The sequence below is a fragment of the Ruegeria sp. P10 genome (genome assembly GCF_056534925.1).
Genome location: NZ_JBQERJ010000004.1, coordinates 320,300 through 339,749, shown reverse-complemented (window position 1 = coordinate 339,749; position 19,450 = coordinate 320,300). Strand labels below are relative to the sequence as shown.

Genomic DNA, 19,450 nt, shown 5'->3' with positions numbered 1-19,450 from the left:
TTCAGGCGTTTTCAGGCTATCCCTTATCCTCGGACCGTTCAGACATCCATTGATCGATCCGCGCAATCTGCTCGGCACTCAGCCGCAAGCCCAGCTTGTTGCGGCGCCAAACCACATCTTCGGCTGAGCGGGCATATTCCTTGTTCATCAGCCACGCGACCTCTTTCGCTGTCAGGGTTGCGCCAAACTCCTCTCCCAGATCGGATACCTGTTTTGCATCATCCAAAACATCCCTTGCTTCAGTCCCGTAAGCTCTGATCAGGCGGGCAGCCCAGCTTTCGGTCAAAAAAGGATAGGCCGCCATAAGATCGCTTTTCAGGGTTTCGACAGCATCCACCGGAAAATCACCCCCCGGCAGTGCGACACCTGCGGTCCAGGGGCCGGGCAGGTGCGGGAAATACTCACCGACCTTCTCAAGCGCGCTTTCTGCAAGCCTGCGATAGGTCGTGATCTTGCCGCCGAATACATTCAAAACGGGCGCCCCGCCCTGCGCATCGACTTTCAACGTGTAATCCCGCGTTGCCGCAGTGGCACTGCTTGCTCCGTCATCATAAAGAGGCCGCACGCCGGAATAGGTCCACACGACATCGTCGCGCGTTATGCTTCTTTTGAAGTACTTTGATGCAAAGGCGCACAGGTAATCCTGCTCGGCCTCTGTGCAGACTGGTTTGGTCGACGGGTCCGGATGATCCTGATCCGTTGTCCCAATCAAGGTAAAGTCCTGCTCGTATGGTATGGCGAAAATGATGCGGCCATCTTCGCCCTGGAAAAAATAGCATTTGTCGTGATCGTAAAGCCTGGGCGTCACGATATGACTGCCCCGCACAAGCCGCACGCCCTCGCGAGAGTTCACGCGGATCTTGGATTGAATAATGTCGCCCACCCAGGGCCCACCTGCATTGATCAGCATCTTGGCCCGGACCAAACGGGTCTCACCGCTGATCCGATCCCGAACGGACACTTCCCAAAGATCGCCGACCCGCTCGGCCGAGGTCACTTCGGTTCGGACCATGATCTGCGCGCCGCGCGACTCGGCGTCACGCGCATTCAGGACCACCAATCGCGAGTCTTCGATCCAGCAGTCGGAATATTCATAAGCCGTTTCGAACTTGTCCTGCAACGGGGCCCCCTCGGGCGCTGACCGCAGGTTCAATGACGTCGTGCCCGGCAGGATTTTGCGCCCGCCCAGATTGTCATACATGAACAGGCCCAACCGGATCAGCCAGGCCGGACGCCGCCCGCGCATCCACGGCATGACCGTGCTGAGCAACCGCGAGGTCGGCGTTTCGGAATCAAACCGCATATCCTTGTGGTAGGGCAGCACAAAACGCATGGGCCAGCTGATATGCGGCATCGCGCGCAGCAGGGTTTCACGCTCGATCAGGGCCTCACGCACAAGGCGAAATTCAAAATACTCAAGATACCGCAATCCGCCGTGAAACAACTTGGTCGAGGCAGAGGACGTGGCAGAAGCGAGATCGTTCATCTCGACCAGCGTCACCGAAAGACCCCGCCCGGCGGCGTCCCGCGCTATTCCACAGCCATTGATCCCGCCGCCGATGATGAAAAGGTCTGTGATCAGGTTGTCCGTTGACTGCATATCCATTGATTCCCTGCCTGACACGGTTGCGGGCATTAGCCAGAATGACCTTCGCTTCGTCAATGTTTATGTTCGTTTTTTTTCTTTTTGCAACACTGGTATGAATTTCCAGCAAGTTGGCTTGCCAAAATCGACAAAAAGAACAAAAACGAAAATCAATCCTCTACACCGGAACTGCCCATGTCCTTGTCCTTTCGCCAATCCGACATTCTGGAAATCGCCAGCACCGATGGGCGCGTTACCGTCGAGGGGCTGGCTGAACGCTTTGGCGTCACCGTTCAGACGATCCGGCGCGACCTGACCGAGCTTGCAGATGCGGGCAAGCTGGACCGGGTTCACGGGGGCGCTGTTCTCCGCTCGGGTGTTTCAAATATTGGATACGAGGACCGCCGCGCGCTGAACGCGGACGCCAAGACCCGCATCGCTCAAACCTGCGCGGCTGATATCCCGGATGGCGCATCAATTTTCATGAACATCGGAACCTCGACCGAGGCCGTGGCAAGGCAGTTGCTGAACCACAAGAACCTGCTGGTGGTGACCAACAACATGAACGTTGCAAACATTCTTGTCGAAAACCCGGACTGCGAAATCATCATGGCCGGCGGCGTTTTGCGTCGGACAGACGGGGGGCTGATCGGCAACCTGACCGTATCAGCCATCCGGCAGTTCAAATTCGACATCGCCGTCATAGGATGTTCGGCGCTGGACGCGGATGGCGATCTTTTGGACTTCGACTTTCAGGAGGTTCAGGTCAGCCAGGCCATCATCGACAAGGCGCGCCGAACTTTTCTGGTTGCCGATCATTCAAAGTTTCAACGCTCGGCCCCGGCGCGGATAGGATCAATTGCCGAACTTGACACGGTGTATAGCGACCTGCCCCTGCCCGGCAAGCTGCCAGAGCATTGTCGCGAGTGGCAGACTGATGTCGTCATCTGCGACTAGAGGCGGGCAAATAACAACGTCCGGGCGAGTTGCGCGGCTTGCCAGATCGAACTTGGCCTGACACTATCCTTCATACAAGAATTTGTGCACGGGAGGGGAGGACCGGGCCATGATTGCGCTTTTATTTTCGTTGTTTATCGCCACGATGGGGCTGAACTATTTCAAGTTGACCAAAGCTGGCAACGCCTTGTTTTTCGTCACATTGGCCATGTGTATCTACTGGTTGAAATTCCACGCCACCACACCGCTTACAATTCAACTCTGAGGGGCTTGCCATGACACCTGAACTGTCCCGCACCCTCAACGCGATCGGTATGCTTGCCGTCTGCCTTGTACTGGCGTTGGCGTTTTTCTATCAGCTTGTCCTCTATGAACTGCCCTGCCCGCTTTGCCTGCTGCAACGTGTTGGGTTCGTTGCCGTCGGTGTGGGGCTTGGTTTGAACCTGCTCTACGGTCCACGGCCGCAACACTATGCCATCGTGCTGATTGCGGCCTTGTATGGAGGCACTGTATCGATCCGCCAGATTCTTCTGCATATCGTACCCGGCACCGGGCACTACGGCTCTCCGGTTTTGGGTCTGCACTACTATACCTGGGCCGGGATCGCCTTTTTCCTTGTGTTGCTGGGCACGTCGATCATGCTGTTATTTGATCGCCAATACGCCGACCCTTCTGGTCAGGAACCAAGGTTCGGAGGAAATGCTCTGGCAAAGATCGCGTTTTTCGTCATGCTGGCTTTGGCGGTGCTGAACGCGGGTTCGACCTTGCTGGAATGCGGGCCGGGTATCTGCGCTGACCCGCCGACAAGCTACAAGTTGATTGACGAATTGGACGCCGGCAACTGAAGATACCGTAACCTTCCCGAAAAGGAGGAGCGAGCATGGGACTACTGGGACAGCCGCTTGGCTATTATGACTATCTGACTTTCGTGGCATTGATCCTGCTTCTGGCGGCTGTGATGGCGTTGTTTCTTTTTCTCATGGGTCTTCCGGGTCGGATCGCCATCAAGCGCAACCATCCCCATGCCGAGGCCGTAAAGATCATGGGCTGGATGGGATTTCTGGCCGTGGTGCCCTGGGTCCATGCCTTTATGTGGGCGTTCCATGATGGCGTTACGGTCGACATTCGCCGTGGCCCTGACGAGGAAAAAGACGCCATTCGTGATGAAATCAAACGTCTGGGTGGCGATGTCCGACCTGAATATCAAGGTCGACTGGACACAGACGATCCGCAGCAAAGCTAAGGCCAGAGGAAGTCACAAAACATGTTCGTCGCCCTTGGCATCACGTTATTTTACATCATTTTCGTCTGGCTTATTTTCTTCAAGCTGGAACTGCTGAAATTCAACATCGCCTGGGGCATCGTATCCTTTTGGGTTGGCGCGCACCTGTTGCTGATTTTTCTGGTCGCATTGCGGTTCTTTCAACCCTTCTCGGCCGACAGCCACGTGGTGCGTTCGACCATACAGATCATTCCCAAACTGACACAACCGACGATCCTGACCGAAGTTCTTGTGGAACCGAACACACCTGTCACCAAGGGCGATCCACTCTACCGCTTTGATGACACGGTGTTTTCACTGGCGGTGGACAATGCGCAGGCGCAATTGGTCGCCGCTGAACAGAATTCCAAGATTCTGGAACAGGATGTGATCGCGTCGACCGAAGCTGTTGAACGCGCAAACGCGCAGCTGGCCTATGCGCAGACTCAGCAAGCCCGGTATGAAACTCTTGTGCCCGCCGGTGGAGCGCGGCAAGACGAACTGGACCGCTGGAACGAGCAGGTGACCGAAGACCTTGCTGCCGTCAAACAGGCCGAAGCAAATCTGGAAAAGGCGCAACTGGCTGTGGAGTCCCAGATTGACGGTGTTAACACGGGTATTCTCCAGGCAAGGGCGCAGTTGGCCGAGGCTGAGTATTTTCTTGAAAACACAACGATCTACGCGCCTGAAAACGGCATGATCGTATCGCAGCAAGCCCGCCCCGGGCTGGTCGTCGGCGATGTTCGACTGGGCGCGATAGCCAGTTTCGTGACCGAGGACAGCCCCTATCTTCTTGCGACCTTTCGCCAGCAGAATCTGAAATTCGTGGAACCGGGGCAAGAGGTCGAAGTGGCGCTGGATCTTTACCCGGGCGAAATCCTGACGGGCAAGGTCGAGGCGATCTGGTGGGCCACACGCCAAGGGCAACTGATCCCTTCAGGCCGCCTACCCGGCTTTGAACTGCCGAAACTGCCCGGTCGAATTGCCGTGCAGATCACCGTCGATATCCCGGAAGGGCACACTTTCCCGGCTGGCGGCCACGCCGCAGTGGCGATCTACACCGGCATGGGCAAAAGCTTTGAGTTCCTGAGACGCATCAACATCCGTCTCTATTCCTTCGCCAACTTCATTCGACCGCTGGATATCTAAGGATGCGCGCCATGACACTTAGCCGGTTGATGGGAACTGCACTTTGCGCCGCCACTTTCGCGGCCTGCACGCCCGTGGGGCCCGATTTCGTGCGCCCGAACTCTCCGGTCGTCAAGCAGTGGATCGAGGTAAACAGCCCCAGCGTCGGTCAAAGCGGCCTGACATCGCGCAGCGCACCTGTGGTCAAATGGTGGGAGACATTCAATGACCCGACCCTCAACCGGCTGATTGCCGAAGCTTATGCTCAGAACCTGACGCTTCAGGTCGCGGGCGCGCGGGTGCTGCAAGCGCGGGCACAGCTGGGGATCGCTTTCGGCGAATTGTACCCGCAATCCCAGGCCATAGGCGCGTCTTTGCAGCGGCGGCAAATCAGCGACAACCTTGGGCCTGTTGCCGATATCAACCGGATCATCCCCCTGGATACCGAATTCTCGACGTCTCAGGTTGGGTTCGACGCCCAGTGGGAGCTGGATGTCTGGGGCGCACAACGGCGCGGTGTGCAGGCGGCGCGGTCGAATCTGGCTTTGCAGGTCGCAAACTATGATGACGCATTGGTGACACTGACCGGCGACGTGGCCGCGCTCTACGTCAATATCCGCGCGCTGCAGGAATCGTTGGCGGTCGCCCGGGAAAACATCAAATTGCAGCAGGAATCGGCGGACCTGACCCAGCTGCGGTTCAACAACGGGGTCACGACCGAACTGGACGTTCAGGAATCCACTGCCCTGCTTAACAATACCAAAGCCTTGGTGCCCGAGTTGGAAAGCGACCTGCAACAGACCAAGAATGCGCTGGCCGTGCTGCTAGGGGCCACGCCGTCCCGGATGACCAACCTGCTGGGGAATTCCGGCCGTATCCCGTCAGCGCGAACAAATGTGGCCGTTGGGGTGCCAGCAGAATTGCTGCGCCGCCGCCCGGATGTCCGCGCGGCGGAACTGGCCGCTGCGACTCAATCCGCGCAGGTGGGTATCGCAATGGCTGACCTGTATCCTCAGTTCGTGCTGTCAGGCGCGATCGGTTTACAGGCTTCGGGCGGGCGCGATCTGTTCAGCGGCAACAGCACCACCGGTCTGGCCAGTGCCGGCGTGGTCTGGAACGTGCTCAACTATGGCCGCATCAAAAACAATGTCCGTGCGCAGGATGCGGCATATCAAGCGCTGATTGCCAATTATCAGAACACCGTTCTGACCGCGTATTCCGAGGTGGAAAGCGCGATGGTCGCCTATGCGCAAGCACGCAAACAGGTTGGGTTCTATCAGAAAAGCGTCGACGCTTCGCGCAAGGCCGCAGATATCGCCGTAAGCCAGTACAGGGATGGAATCGCCAGCTATTCTCGCATTCTGAACACGCAGACCGCGCTTTTGCGGTCGCAGGCAAACCTGATCGAAGCGCGGCAGCAGGTGTCCAGCAATCTGGTTGCCGTTTACAAGGGTCTGGGCGGCGGATGGCAGATCCGGCAAAACCAGGAATTCCTGCCTGAAACCGTGCTGGCGGAAATGGCCTATCGAACCGATTGGGGCGATCTGCTTGAAAAAACCCCAACCCGGGCCAGCCTGAACTAGGCGCTAATTGGTCAACCCGCGCAGACCACCCGAGATCAATATATTGACCTCGTAAAGGATGCGGGGGGCGGCCAGCCCGCCGGGGCTGGCCAGATAGTTGGGGCTCCATTCCGGATCGAATTTCTGTTTGAAGGCGCGCAAACCTTCGAAATGATAGAATTGCTCGCCATGCTCATAGACAAAGCCGCCGATGCGGTTCCAAAGTGATGCAAGCTGACGGTTTTCGATGCCTGAGAACGGCGCCGCACCCAATGAGAACCAGTGGAACCCCTGTTGCGATCCCCAGTTCATCATCTCGGCAAAAAGCGCATCCATGACAAAGCTCGGGCTGTCAGGCTCATAGCGCATCAAATCCAGTGACAGCTCGGATTTGTTGCCGCCCTGAAACAGGTTGGCGAAGGCCATGATCTTGCCGGTCTTACCGTCACGCAGAACCGCATGATCGAAATATGACAGGTACTGATCGTCAAAGCCCCCCAACGCAAAGCCCTTTTCGGCACCCGCCTTTTGCGCCAGCCAATGGTCTGAAATCGCGCGCAGTTCCGGCAATACCGGGGCCAGGTTCTCTTTCGGGATGATCTCGAATACATAGCCCTCCCTCTCGGCCCGGTTTCTGGCCTGTCTGAACCGCTTGCGCGACTTTCCGTCCAGCGAGAAATCCCTGAGTGGCACCCGCGCGACCTCGCCGATCTTCAGGATCGACAGGCCCAGATCCAGAAATGTCGGCAGGTACTTGGTTGAAACACTGTAGAAGGCACACAGTTTTCCTTCTCGGTCCGCCAATTCCCTGAGTTGCCAGATCAATTGCCGCCCCGCCGTTTCATCGCCAACCGGCTCTCCCTTCGAGATCAGAGCGTTGCCCGTGTCTGCATAGGCAATAAATGCGGTCTCATCCGGTGAGATGAGGAACTGCTTGTCACCGGTAAGCGAGATTTGGGATTCGGTGTCCTCGCACTCCATCACAAGCCGTTCAACGACCTCGGGGATTTCCGTGCGCACAGGCGTCGGAATATCTCGCCCGAACAGAGAGTTCACGGCCACGACGCCCACGATCACCGCCACGATGAGGCTGGAGCGCAAAAAGCGCGAAGCGTCACCGTTCCAGGCAAATTCCCACCACAGGGCGTTCTGGTACTCGACATGGGAATAGGCGAACAATCCGATCCAGAATATCACCGCCAGCAGCGCCACGACACTGACCAACCAAGGAATATTCAGCCTGAAGATCGACGCGCCACTGACCCGGTAAAACGCCCCGCGGAACATCGCCAGAAGGCCAATCGTGCCCAGCATCGACAGCGCTTCGTGAGTGTCCAGCCCCTTTGCCAGCGAGGCAAAGAACCCGGCCACCATCAACAGCATGGCCACCACCCATGCGCGGTAGAGCTTTCGAAACAAACCGCGGGACACCAGCAAAAGCAGCACGCCGACAGCACTGCCGGCAAGGTGCGATGCCTCGACAAACGACAGCGGCAAGACCTCTCTCAGAACGCCAAGGTTCTGCGTGCCCGCTGGCAATGCGCCGGATATCAGCAGGACCACCCCTGCCACGGCCGCAACCCCGGCTGCCACCATCGGAACAATGGGGCGGATAACCCGATAGACCCATGTTGCGGCGCCGCCGATCCTGTGCCTTTGCGTCAGTGCGGACGCGATCGCAATGGACACGCTGGCGATACCGAACGGCAAGAAGGTGTAAACGACGCGATACAGCAACAAGGCTGCGATCACATCCGAACGTCCCGACGCTCCAAGCCCCGCGATCAGCGTGGCTTCGAATACCCCAAGCCCGCCCGGCGCGTGGCTGAGGATTCCAACGGCAATGGCGGCGATGTAGATCGTGAAGAAATAGGGATAGCCAACGCCCAGATCGTCCGGCATCAGGACATAGAGCGCCATGGACGCGCCAACCAGATCTCCGATGGCGGCCAGTGTCAGAAGGCTGGCCAGTTTGCCACCCGGCAAGTCAAACCCGATACCTGCGACGGCCAACCGCCTGCCGCCGCTGGACAACCATATGAACATCGCGACCAATGCCCCCAAAAGGCACAGCCCGATGGCGGTTTCCACCGTTTCGCTGACAGGCATCACTTTCGAGATCCCATCCGGATGCACGGTCAGCAACACACCCAGAACCAGAACAAGCCCCATCCAGAACGCGACCCAGGATGTCGCGATAACCCCGGCCACCCGCCCCAGATCCAAGCCCAGCGACGCATATATCCGATACCGGATCGCCGTTCCGGTAATGTAGGAAAAACCCAGACAGTTCGACACGGCATAGCCGCTGGCCCCTGCCATTCCGGCAACAGGCAATGGCACTTTGCCGCCCGCCACGCTTTGCACGGCAAACACATCATAGAGCGACAGCGACAGGAAACTGAACGCGGTCCAGCACAATGCGAAAAACATCAGTTTCCACGACGTCGTTGCGATATCGGTCTGGACATCTGACCATTTCACATGCGCCGACAAATCATGCAGAACCGTCAGCGCGATCCCGGTCACGAGAACCGGTATTGCAATCCGCAGCCACGGTTTTTCCAACATGGCCGTAAGCTTTTCGGCCCAGTGTACGGCCAGAGGTTCACCGTCACTTTCCGCATTAGTCATGCTGCACGTCCCCGCCAGTTTCTGATCGCAGATACCACGCGCAGCTCACCCGCCCGTCGACGATTCAGACATCATCTGCCAACGGACTCTGGCACATTTTGGTTTTATCTCAAAGCGCTAGAGCCGCCCCTTGCGTGTTGACAGCAAAAGGTTCGTTTCCGAACGCGTCACGCCGTCGATCCTTCGGATCTGAAACAGAACCTCATCCAGTTCGGCCAGGGTTTCCGCGCTGATCTCGGCGATCAGATCCCAACTGCCATTTGTCGAATGAACTGCCGTCACCTGACGCATGGCACCGATCCGGGCCATGACGCGTTCCGTCCCGCGCCCCTCAATCTCGAGCATCATCAACCCGCGCACCGGGCTTTGCGCCAGGTCGCGACGCGTCAGGACGGTGAAGCCGACGATTTCACCGGACTGTTTCAGCCGCTGCAACCTGCTGCGGACCGTGGTGCGTGTCACGCCCAGTGTTTCCGACAGCTCTGACAGGCTTGCCCGTGCATCCCGTTGCAACGCATTGAGCAGCCGATTGTCCAATTCGTCCATAACATCTTCTCATAAAGGAACTTCCGAGACCATTTTGAGCATTTTGCCGACTTCACGCAAGACAGTCCGACGGCCTAAATGAACACATGGAAATCAAGGATATCATACTGGTCGGCGCCCCAATGGACGCCGGGAAACGTCGTCAGGGATGCCGGATGGGACCTGATGCGTATCGCGTGGCAGGGTTGGATGAGGCGCTGTCTGATCTTGGTCACACCGTCCAAGATTGGGGCGACGTGCAGGCCGAAAACGTCGACATTCCCCGACACCCGCACCTGTTCGCCCTGCCCGAATGCGTGGGGTGGACGCACGCTCTTAGCAAAGCTGCGCAAGACGCGGCGGGTCAGGGCATTCCGATTTTCATGGGGGGTGATCACGCCCTGTCCATGGGTACGGTGGCCGGGATGGCCGCCCATGCTGCTCGGATCGACCGCCCTCTTTTTGTGCTATGGCTTGACGCCCACAGCGACTTTCACACTCCGGACAGTACCGGCAGCGGCAACCTGCACGGAACGCCGGTGGCGTATTTCACCGGCAGACCCGGATTCGAGGATTTCCCCCCTTTGCCGGCCGTCATCCCAACGGATCGCGTCGGCATGATCGGATTGCGCTCTGTCGACCCGGCTGAACGGGCAGCGCTGGAGCAAGACCGTGCCATGCTGGCGGATATGCGCAGCATCGATGAAAATGGAATCAAAGCCCCCCTTTTGGCCTTTCTTGATCGCGTGAAGGCAGAAAACGCTCTGCTACATGTATCTTTGGATGTCGATTTCCTCGACCCGGCAGTGGCGCCCGCAGTCGGCACGACCGTGCCCGGCGGTGCAACCGAGCGCGAAGCCCACCTGGTAATGGAACTGCTGCATGAAAGCGGGCTTGTCTGCTCGCTGGACCTGGTCGAACTGAACCCGTTTCTGGATGAGAGGGGCCGAACCGCAAAACTGATGGTCGATCTGGCCGCCTCGTTGATGGGTCGCCGTATCTTCGACCGTCCCACCCGGAGTTTTTGATGCTGTCTCTGCAAGCGCCATCTGCCGCTATCATGATCCGGCCGCACGCTTTTGCGTCCAACCCAGAAACACGCGATGACAATGCCTTTCAAACGCTGAGCACCGCATCCGCCCAGGCCACGTCGGAAGCGGCCAGGGATGAACATGATCGGGCGGTACAGCAATTGCGCGACGCCGGTGTCACTGTTCATGTGTTTGACGATTTCGGGGACCTCAACACACCTGACAGCGTTTTTCCAAACAACTGGTTCTCGACGCATCCCGGCGGCCATGTGGCGATCTACCCGATGTTCGTGCCATCGCGCAGACGCGAACGCCGGACCGATGTAATCGAACTGCTCAAAGAGGAATACCGTGTGCAGGATGTCATCGACTATTCCGGGCTGGAACAAGACAACCTGGCCCTGGAAGGGACCGGCGCGATGGTGTTGGATCATGTGGCCCGTATCGCTTACACGGTGACGTCCAATCGCGCCGATCCGGTCCTGTTGGAACGGTTCTGCACACATTTCAACTATGAACCAATCGCCTTCGAAGCCCGCGATGCCAAGGGCCGAGACGTTTATCACACCAACGTTTTGATGGGTATCGGAACGCATTACGCCCTGATTTGCCTCGACATGATTTCGGACCCGGCCCGCCGCATGACCGTTCGCAATCGGCTGGAAGAATCCGGTCGAACGGTCATTGACCTGACGCACGACCAAATTGCCGAGTTCGCAGGTAACGCCATTGAACTGACCGGACGGGATGGGTTGGTTCTTGCCCTGTCCAGCAGGGCACTTGCCGCCCTCACACCAGACCAAATCGCAGCAATCCAGGACAGTGCAACACCGTTGCCGCTGTCCGTTCCTACAATTGAAACCGCCGGTGGGTCCGTGCGCTGCTTGATTGCAGGCGTTCACCTTGCCCGCCGATAGGAGAGCACCATGCAACCTTCAGACAAGGCCCTGGTACCATTCGTTTCCGTCGACAACATGATGCGACTGGTACACCACATTGGCGTCGAACAGATGATCACGCAGATTGCCGCTCAGATCGAGGCCGATTTCAAACGATGGGAAAGCTTCGACAAGACACCTCGTATTCCGGCACATTCTCCTCATGGCGTAATTGAGTTGATGCCAACTTCGGATGGTGAGGCGTACGGGTTCAAATACGTAAACGGCCATCCCAAGAACACCTCCGAGGGGCTGCAAACAGTAACTGCATTCGGTCTGTTGGCAGATGTCTATACAGGATATCCGACGCTGTTGACCGAAATGACAATGCTGACCGCGCTGCGCACGGCTGCAACTTCGGCATTGGTCGGGCGCTATCTGGCCCCGAAAAATGCCAGGACAATGGCCATGATCGGCAATGGCGCACAGTCCGAATTCCAATGCCTTGCCTTCAAGGCAATGTGCGGAATCGACACCGTTCGGCTTTATGACATCGACCCGAATGCCACGTCGAAATGCGCTGCGAACTTGCAGGGCAAGGGCCTGACAGTCATCCTTTGCAAGACGCCGGAAGACGCCATTGAAGGTGCCCAGATCATCACCACCTGCACGGCAGACAAGAAATACGCAACGATTCTGACCGACAACATGGTCGGGCCCGGCGTGCACATCAACGCCATCGGAGGCGATTGCCCCGGCAAGACCGAGCTGCATCGCGACATCCTGTTACGTTCGGACATCTTCGTCGAGTACCCTGAACAAACCCGGATCGAAGGCGAAATTCAGGCGCTGGACGCGGATCACCCTGTGACCGAGATGTGGCAGGTCATCACCGGCGCCGCCAAGGGGCGCATCGATGAGCGGCAGATCACTTTGTTCGACAGTGTCGGCTTTGCCATCGAGGATTTCTCGGCCCTGCGCTATGTGAAACAGGCGATTGAAGGCACAACCTTCTTTGAACCTCTGGACATGTTGGCCGACCCGGACGATCCGCGCGATCTGTTCGGAATGTTGATGCGAGCTGGATAACACGCGATCTTGGGGGCTCTGCCCCCGCCGCGCTACGCGCGCCTCCCCCGGGATATTTTCAGCCAGATGAAGCAGGGGATCCGAACTTCATCTGGCCACAAATACCCCGGAGCGCGAGGCAGAGCCTCGCTTCCGAGCTATCCCGCAAGCGATGGCAGGTAGAGGACAATACCCGGGAATGCCACAAGCATTGCGATGGTCAGGGCGTCCGCGATGAAAAAGGGCGTGACGCCTTTGAACACATCTTGAACACTCAGGTCCGGGCGCACACCGGCAACGACAAAGCAGTTCAGCCCGATGGGCGGTGTAATCAGGCAAAACTCGGCCATTTTGACGACCAGAATGCCAAACCAGATCGCGCACATCGGGCCGGACATTCCAAACGCGCTGTCGGCGGCACTGACGGTTTCACCACCATTCAGGGCCATCACCGCCGGATAGACGACGGGCAAAGTCAAAAGCAGCATGCCGATCGCGTCCATGAACATGCCCAACACCGCATATGCCAGCAGAATGCAGATCAGGATCATCATGGGCGACATCTCGAGCCCCGTGATCCAATCCGAGAAGGCACCCGGCAGGTCGGCGAACCCAAGAAAGCGCACATAGATCAGAACGCCCCAGATGATCGAAAAGATCATCGCCGTCAGTTTGGCGGTTTCCAAAAGCGCGGATTTGAGCTCGGCCCAGCGCATTCCGTGGAACAAGGCGAAACAGAATACGATGAAGGCGCCAATGGCACCGCCTTCCGTCGGAGTGCCCCATGCTTTTTCTCCAAACGGATTGTAGACAAAGCAAATGATGATCAGGATGACGGCGACAATCGGAATAGCACCGGGAAGAGCGGCAAAGCGCTGTTTCCAGGAAAACCCCGTGACAGGCGGACCAACGGATTTGAATATCACTGCAATCCCGACGATCAGAAGGCCGTATACAATTGCGGAAAACGCACCCGGAATGAACCCCGCCAACAGCAGCTTCCCGACATCCTGCTCGACGATGATCGCGTAGATCACCAAAATGGCCGAAGGCGGGATCAGGGAGGCCAGCGTCCCGCCCGCGGCAACCACACCTGCTGCAAAGCGTTTGTTATAGCCCACCTTCAGCATTTCCGGAATCGCGATACGGGCGAAGACGGCCGAAGTCGCAACCGAAGCACCGGACACCGCAGCGAAGCCGGCTGTGGCGAAAACGGTCGAAACCGCCAACCCTCCGGGCACCCATGCGACCCAACGTTTTGCGGCCTCGAACAAAGCACGGGTAAGCCCCGCGTAATAAGCCAGATACCCGATCAGGATAAAGGTCGGAATCAGGCTGAGAGTGTGGGACGCGACCTTGGAATGTGGCACCTGCCCCGCGGTCTTGACTGCCACTGTCAGCGCCTTGCCAAACCGTTCCGGATCGTAACCGAACTTGGCCCAGAAAATCCAAACCAGTCCGACAAGCCCTGCCAAACCCGCTGCGAAGGCAACCCGCATGCCCGCCACGACAAGGACCAGAAGGCCGCCAGTGACCCAAAGGCCAATCTCAATCGTGTCCATGTATCAGTCCTGCCCTTCGAACTGTTCGGCCTCGGCCGCCGCCTGCGCCGCTGCATCCTGTATCAACGGAACGGCCGCCGGAGTGTCCAGCCCCAGCCAGAACGCCCGACCATACCCCCAGACTTGCAGCGCAAGGCGCAGGCAGAGAACGGAAAATGCAACGGGTGCCAGCAGCTTGGCCGGCCACAAGGGTATGCCGATGTCGATCGAACTGTCCCGGCTCCACATTGGGGCGCCAAAATCAAAGGACCGGTCGAAATGAGACCAACTGCCCCAAACCAGAGCCAGCATCAGGATCAGGATCAGAACCACCGAGAGCAATTCGAACAGCCACAAAGCCCGACCGTGCAAGCGGGATATGACTATATCCATCCGGATATGCCCCCCATCACGCTGAACATATGAAATGCCCAGAAAAGCGATGAGAGGCATCGCCTGTTCGATCCAGTCCACATAGCCCGGCAAAGGAGCATTCAGTGCATTTCGACCACTGACCGATACAACGGCCAATACCATCAGTGAAAAAACCGCCAATCCGCTGATCAGTGCCAGAAACCGTTCGAGCACGAGCAAACGCTGATCCAACTGGCTCAGACGGCTGCCGTCTACCAGAACCGTGGCTTGTCCTGCCATTCCGGTGTTTCCTTGTTGTTTGTTGCCGGGCGCCTTGAAAGCACCCGGCCTTGTGGATCAGTTGCCGCCGCGCTGTTGCTTCAGCGTCGTCTGGACAAGATCGTAAAGGTCCTGCGCCGGCAGGCCCTGTGCGGTCATGTCCGCAATCCATTTTTCACGGATCGGATCAGCGGCCTTCGTGCGGAACTCTTCGATTACCGCGTCGTCGATCATGACCTTCTGGACACCCTTTTCTTCCAGGACACTGTCCCATTGTTCGAGCAAGCCGCCGTAATTCGCAAGGTAGTGATCGATCGCCTCGTCAATCGAGCTGTCCAGAGCCTCACGATGTTCGGCTGGCAGGGCCTCGTAGGCATCGATGTTGACGACAACCGGGCAGTTCACCGTTCCTGGATTCAGGTTCGCGGTCCACCAGTCCGCTTCGTTGATCGTTCCGAATGACAGGTGCGCGTGCTGGGCAAAGGCCACGGTGTCGACGACGCCCGATTCCATCGCATTGAAGGCTTCGGTCGCCGGAACCGATGTCGGCACCCCTCCGACCGCCTCGAAGGCCTGACCAAGGCCACCGGTCGCCCGGACCCGCATTCCGTCAAATTCAGCAAGTTCATCCCGCGGCTCGCCCGTGCCGACAAGGTTATACTGCGGCATTGGCGAGGTCATGATGATGCGGGCGTTCCATTGCGCCATCTCTTCCTTGACCGCTGGATGGTCGTATACTGCATGGCTTACCGCAACTTCTTCCTGCAGGTTGTTCACACCCAGAAATGGCAGTTCCAAAACGGTAATCGCCCGGTTCTTGTCGCGGTGATAGCCGGCACAGAACTGCGCCATCTCAAAGGCGCCGATTTCGATCCCGTCCAGGTTTTCCTTAGGTTTGGACAACCCGCCATAGCTGACATTGATGGTGAATTCGCCACCGGTTTTCTCGCTGACCAGTTCGGCCAGCTTTTCAACATGTTCCGTAAAGGCGCGGCGCTTGCCCCAGACGGATGCGTTCCATTCTGTCGCCGCGGCTTCGGTCACAAAAGCAACGCCAAGGGCGGCGACTGCGGCACCGCTCAACATCTTTTTCATAGTTTTGTCTCCCATAGGTGCGCCCCCTACCGAGGCGCTTGCCGATCAAGCTAGCGCCAACAATCGGTTGTGCCAACCCTAACCGGGATTTGCGTATTTTGCAGAATAAGTCCCAGAAATGACTCAAAACGACAGAAGCCTTGAGGTCACCTGTCGTTGCAACCACAATTGACACACAGCGCCCTCAAATCTCGTTACTTTTAAGTGACTGTTTTTGTTTTATTTTATCGATTCTTTTGCCAATATTTTTACTAATATGGCCGTATTGTTAAAATTTCTTTACAAAGAAATCCAAGGATTACACCAATTTATTTATTTATTTTCAGAACGCGGTAATATTCAAACTTGGGGAGGAACAGGATCGACATTGCCTGAATGACAGGCAAAAAATCCACAAGCAATCCAGTCCAGAGGGAGGAGCCTCAAAGATGACCACCGCTGCCCAGGCAGATGCCAAGACTTATCCGCCATCCGCAGAAACCGTCGCTCGTGCGCATGTCGATGCGGCAAAGTATGCTGACATGTACGCAGCCTCAATCAGCGACCCCGACGCGTTCTGGGGCGAGCAAGGCAAGCGCATCGACTGGATCAAGCCCTTCACCCAGGTCAAGGACGTCAGTTACGAGTTTGGCTCGGTCAAGATCAACTGGTATGCCGATGGCACGTTGAATGTGTCGGCCAACTGCCTGGATCGTCATCTGAAAACCCGCGGCGACCAGACCGCGATCATCTGGGAGCCGGATGATCCGAATGACCCGGCCCAGCATATCTCTTACGCAGAATTGCACCGCCGCACCTGCCGGATGGCCAACATTCTGGAATCCCTGGGTGTGCGCAAGGGCGATCGCGTGGTCATCTATCTGCCGATGATCCCCGAAGCTGCTTACGCCATGCTGGCCTGTGCGCGGATCGGCGCAATTCATTCGATCGTTTTCGCGGGCTTCTCGCCCGACGCTCTGGCAGCGCGGATCAATGGGTGCGACGCCAAGGTCGTGATTACGGCAGATGAGGCCCCGCGTGGCGGCCGCAAAACGCCGCTGAAATCCAACGCAGACGCCGCCCTGCTGCACTGCAAAGACACGGTAAAATGCCTTGTGGTCAAGCGCACCGGCGGTCAGACCACCTGGATCGACGGTCGCGACTTTGACTACAACGAAATGGCGCTTGAGGCGGACGACTACTGCGCCCCTGCCGAAATGAACGCCGAAGATCCTCTGTTCATTCTTTACACGTCGGGTTCGACCGGTCAGCCCAAGGGCGTTGTGCACACCACAGGGGGGTATCTTGTTTACGCCTCGATGACGCACGAGATCACATTCGATTATCACGAAGGTGACGTGTATTGGTGCACCGCTGACGTGGGCTGGGTCACCGGGCACAGCTATATCGTCTATGGCCCGCTGGCCAATGGCGCAACCACGCTGATGTTCGAAGGCGTGCCCACTTATCCCGACGCCTCGCGCTTCTGGCAGGTCTGCGAAAAGCACAAGGTCAACCAGTTCTACACCGCACCGACCGCGATCCGCGCGCTGATGGGTCAGGGCAATGAGTTTGTCGAAAAATGCGACCTCAGCGATCTGCGCATTCTGGGCACCGTGGGTGAACCGATCAACCCCGAGGCCTGGACCTGGTACAACGACGTTGTCGGCAAAGGCAAATGCCCCATCGTCGACACCTGGTGGCAGACAGAAACCGGCGGCCACCTGATGACGCCGCTGCCCGGTGCACATGCGATGAAGCCCGGATCGGCGATGAAGCCGTTTTTTGGCATCGAACCGGTGGTTCTGGACCCGCAATCCGGTGTTGAAATCGAAGGCAACGGTGTCGAGGGCGTTCTGTGTATCAAAGACAGCTGGCCCGGCCAGATGCGCACCGTCTGGGGCGATCATGAGCGGTTCGAGAAAACCTATTTCTCGGATTACAAAGGCTATTACTTCACGGGTGACGGCTGCCGTCGCGACGAAGATGGCGACTATTGGATCACCGGTCGTGTAGACGACGTGATCAACGTGTCCGGTCACCGCATGGGCACGGCCGAGGTGGAAAGCGCGCTGGTTGCGCATGCTGCTGTGGCCGAGGCTGCCGTGGTTGGATACCCTCATGAAATCAAAGGGCAAGGCATCTATTGCTACGTCACGTTGATGAATGATCGCGAGCCGTCGGACGAGTTGATGAAAGAGCTGCGCACATGGGTCCGCACCGAAATCGGCCCGATTGCATCTCCGGATGTGATACAGTGGGCACCTGGCCTGCCGAAAACGCGCTCGGGCAAGATCATGCGCCGTATCCTGCGCAAGATCGCCGAGAACGATTTCGGATCGTTGGGCGATACTTCGACACTGGCCGATCCGTCGGTGGTCGAAGACCTGATCGAAAACCGTGCGAATAAGTGAGGGTGTGATGGACGCTGCCACGATCACCACGCCCGCCGTTCTCATCCTTCTCGGCCCTCCGGGTGCCGGGAAGGGCACGCAAGCCCGGATGTTGGAAGAGAAATTCGGACTTGTACAACTCAGCACCGGTGACCTGCTGCGCGAAGCCGTCGCGGCCGGAACCGAAGCCGGCAAAGCGGCAAAAGCCGTTATGGAAGCCGGCGATCTGGTCAGCGACGAGATCGTCATCGCCATCCTGCGCGACCGCATGGCACAGCCGGATTGCGCCAAGGGCGTCATTCTGGACGGTTTCCCGCGCACGACGGTTCAGGCCGAAGCGCTTGACAGTCTGCTGGCATCGAACAACCAGAAGATCAACGCCGCGATAAGCCTTGAAGTGGAAGACGCGGAAATGGTGACCCGTATTTCAGGCCGCTACACCTGCGCCGGCTGTGGTGAAGGGTACCACGACCAGTTCAAGAAACCTGCCGAAGAAGGCAAATGCGACAAGTGTGGCCATACCGAATTCAAGCGCCGCGCGGATGACAATGCCGAAACGGTGGCCTCGCGCCTTGCGGCGTACCACGCGCAGACGGCACCACTGATCGCCTACTATGACGGTCAGGGCGTGCTGCAGCGCACAAACGCCATGGGCAGGATCGAAGACATTGCCAATGACCTTGAAGGAATCGTTGGCGAAGTCATGAATTAGGGGGTGGATTTAGGGCCGCAAGGCTCTGATCCCAAACAGAATACTTCAAAAGACCGCTTTGGCGGACTGGAGGAGTTTTGCCTGACGTCACATGGCGTCCGGCACAAGTGAGAAGCGGCCCGACGCACTGGAGGATGTGGGCATCGGGCCGTCCAACGAGGAAGCGAAGGAGGAACCCGCGATGGCGGATCATTCAACAAACTCCGCGCAGACTGCCGAGTCCGACAAGGGCTATTGGCAGGCCAACCTGCGCCTCATCTACATCAGCCTCGCGATTTGGGCGCTGGTGTCGTTTGGATTCGGCATTCTGCTGCGTCCGATGTTGTCGGGGATCGCCGTCGGCGGAACCGATCTGGGCTTTTGGTTCGCACAACAGGGATCGATCCTGGTCTTTTTGGTGCTGATCTTCAACTACGCCTGGCGCATGAACAAGCTAGACGCCGAATACGGTGTTGAGGAGTAAACCCC

The 19,450-nt window shown here is 57.8% G+C and carries 18 protein-coding genes; 12 read left to right on the top strand and 6 right to left on the bottom strand.

Features of this window, described 5'->3' with window-relative positions:
* Positions 1-16: 16 nt before the first annotated feature.
* Positions 17-1,600, bottom strand: coding sequence for a glycerol-3-phosphate dehydrogenase (glpD, locus tag ACR0FB_RS09555; RefSeq protein WP_480619987.1), 1,584 nt, complete (start codon positions 1,598-1,600; stop codon positions 17-19).
* Between the two features lie 180 nt (positions 1,601-1,780).
* Between glpD and ACR0FB_RS09550 the strand changes: the two genes are divergently transcribed.
* The 6 genes from ACR0FB_RS09550 to ACR0FB_RS09525 all read left to right on the top strand — a co-directional run bounded on the left by ACR0FB_RS09550 (position 1,781) and on the right by ACR0FB_RS09525 (position 6,514).
* Positions 1,781-2,542: a DeoR/GlpR family DNA-binding transcription regulator gene (locus tag ACR0FB_RS09550; protein ID WP_480619196.1), complete on the top strand. Its 762-nt coding sequence runs from the start codon at positions 1,781-1,783 to the stop codon at positions 2,540-2,542.
* Between the two features lie 109 nt (positions 2,543-2,651).
* The gene (locus tag ACR0FB_RS09545; protein WP_171116330.1) at positions 2,652-2,807 is read left to right on the top strand and encodes a DUF5993 family protein; all 156 of its coding nucleotides are present in this window, start codon (positions 2,652-2,654) and stop codon (positions 2,805-2,807) included.
* A 10-nt stretch (positions 2,808-2,817) separates the two neighbouring features.
* On the top strand, positions 2,818-3,387 hold the full coding sequence (locus tag ACR0FB_RS09540; RefSeq protein WP_152457736.1) for a disulfide bond formation protein B: 570 nt from the start codon (positions 2,818-2,820) through the stop codon (positions 3,385-3,387).
* Between the two features lie 35 nt (positions 3,388-3,422).
* Complete coding sequence (locus tag ACR0FB_RS09535) at positions 3,423-3,785, top strand: DUF3302 domain-containing protein (RefSeq protein WP_152457735.1); 363 nt, start codon at positions 3,423-3,425, stop codon at positions 3,783-3,785.
* A 21-nt stretch (positions 3,786-3,806) separates the two neighbouring features.
* Entirely contained in the window at positions 3,807-4,952 is a 1,146-nt protein-coding gene (locus ACR0FB_RS09530; protein ID WP_171633005.1) for an HlyD family secretion protein, read from the top strand.
* An 11-nt stretch (positions 4,953-4,963) separates the two neighbouring features.
* Positions 4,964-6,514, top strand: coding sequence for an efflux transporter outer membrane subunit (locus tag ACR0FB_RS09525; RefSeq protein ID WP_253283240.1), 1,551 nt, complete (start codon positions 4,964-4,966; stop codon positions 6,512-6,514).
* Between the two features lie 3 nt (positions 6,515-6,517).
* Here ACR0FB_RS09525 and mprF read toward each other — a convergent pair whose 3' ends face one another.
* Together mprF and ACR0FB_RS09515 are read right to left on the bottom strand one after the other, a co-directional pair.
* Positions 6,518-9,127, bottom strand: a complete 2,610-nt coding sequence (gene mprF / locus ACR0FB_RS09520) for a bifunctional lysylphosphatidylglycerol flippase/synthetase MprF (RefSeq protein WP_480619193.1) — start codon at positions 9,125-9,127, stop codon at positions 6,518-6,520.
* A 117-nt stretch (positions 9,128-9,244) separates the two neighbouring features.
* Positions 9,245-9,673, bottom strand: coding sequence for an Lrp/AsnC family transcriptional regulator (locus ACR0FB_RS09515; protein WP_171633011.1), 429 nt, complete (start codon positions 9,671-9,673; stop codon positions 9,245-9,247).
* A gap of 86 nt (positions 9,674-9,759) precedes the next feature.
* On the opposite strand from ACR0FB_RS09515, the gene rocF reads away from it, so the two are divergent.
* From rocF to ACR0FB_RS09500, 3 genes are read left to right on the top strand one after another with little or no spacing between them, the layout of a single operon-like run.
* Positions 9,760-10,680 carry an arginase gene (gene rocF, locus ACR0FB_RS09510; protein ID WP_171633014.1) on the top strand — a complete coding sequence of 307 codons (921 nt, stop codon included), beginning with the start codon at positions 9,760-9,762 and terminating at the stop codon, positions 10,678-10,680.
* Complete coding sequence (ctlX, locus tag ACR0FB_RS09505; protein WP_209833339.1) at positions 10,680-11,600, top strand: citrulline utilization hydrolase CtlX; 921 nt, start codon at positions 10,680-10,682, stop codon at positions 11,598-11,600. The genes rocF and ctlX overlap by 1 nt, the downstream gene beginning before the upstream one ends.
* 9 nt (positions 11,601-11,609) lie before the next feature.
* Complete coding sequence (locus tag ACR0FB_RS09500; protein ID WP_209833341.1) at positions 11,610-12,650, top strand: ornithine cyclodeaminase; 1,041 nt, start codon at positions 11,610-11,612, stop codon at positions 12,648-12,650.
* Between the two features lie 137 nt (positions 12,651-12,787).
* On the opposite strand, the gene ACR0FB_RS09495 is transcribed toward ACR0FB_RS09500, so the two are convergent.
* Genes ACR0FB_RS09495 through ACR0FB_RS09485 form a run of 3 tightly spaced genes read right to left on the bottom strand, consistent with a single transcriptional unit; the run spans position 12,788 to position 15,898 of the window.
* On the bottom strand, positions 12,788-14,191 hold the full coding sequence (locus ACR0FB_RS09495) for a TRAP transporter large permease (protein WP_171723428.1): 1,404 nt from the start codon (positions 14,189-14,191) through the stop codon (positions 12,788-12,790).
* 3 nt (positions 14,192-14,194) lie between these two features.
* Positions 14,195-14,824: a TRAP transporter small permease gene (locus tag ACR0FB_RS09490; RefSeq protein ID WP_171723429.1), complete on the bottom strand. Its 630-nt coding sequence runs from the start codon at positions 14,822-14,824 to the stop codon at positions 14,195-14,197.
* A 57-nt stretch (positions 14,825-14,881) separates the two neighbouring features.
* Positions 14,882-15,898: a C4-dicarboxylate TRAP transporter substrate-binding protein gene (locus ACR0FB_RS09485; RefSeq protein ID WP_171723430.1), complete on the bottom strand. Its 1,017-nt coding sequence runs from the start codon at positions 15,896-15,898 to the stop codon at positions 14,882-14,884.
* A 428-nt stretch (positions 15,899-16,326) separates the two neighbouring features.
* On the opposite strand from ACR0FB_RS09485, the gene acs reads away from it, so the two are divergent.
* The 3 genes from acs to ACR0FB_RS09470 all read left to right on the top strand — a co-directional run bounded on the left by acs (position 16,327) and on the right by ACR0FB_RS09470 (position 19,445).
* Positions 16,327-18,291: an acetate--CoA ligase gene (acs, locus tag ACR0FB_RS09480; protein ID WP_171633027.1), complete on the top strand. Its 1,965-nt coding sequence runs from the start codon at positions 16,327-16,329 to the stop codon at positions 18,289-18,291.
* A 7-nt stretch (positions 18,292-18,298) separates the two neighbouring features.
* A complete protein-coding gene (locus tag ACR0FB_RS09475; protein ID WP_480619191.1) occupies positions 18,299-18,982 on the top strand; it encodes an adenylate kinase in 684 nt (227 codons plus the stop codon).
* Positions 18,983-19,163: 181 nt separating this feature from the next.
* Positions 19,164-19,445, top strand: a complete 282-nt coding sequence (locus ACR0FB_RS09470) for a DUF4212 domain-containing protein (protein ID WP_170344753.1) — start codon at positions 19,164-19,166, stop codon at positions 19,443-19,445.
* The last annotated feature ends 5 nt before the right edge of the window (positions 19,446-19,450 follow it).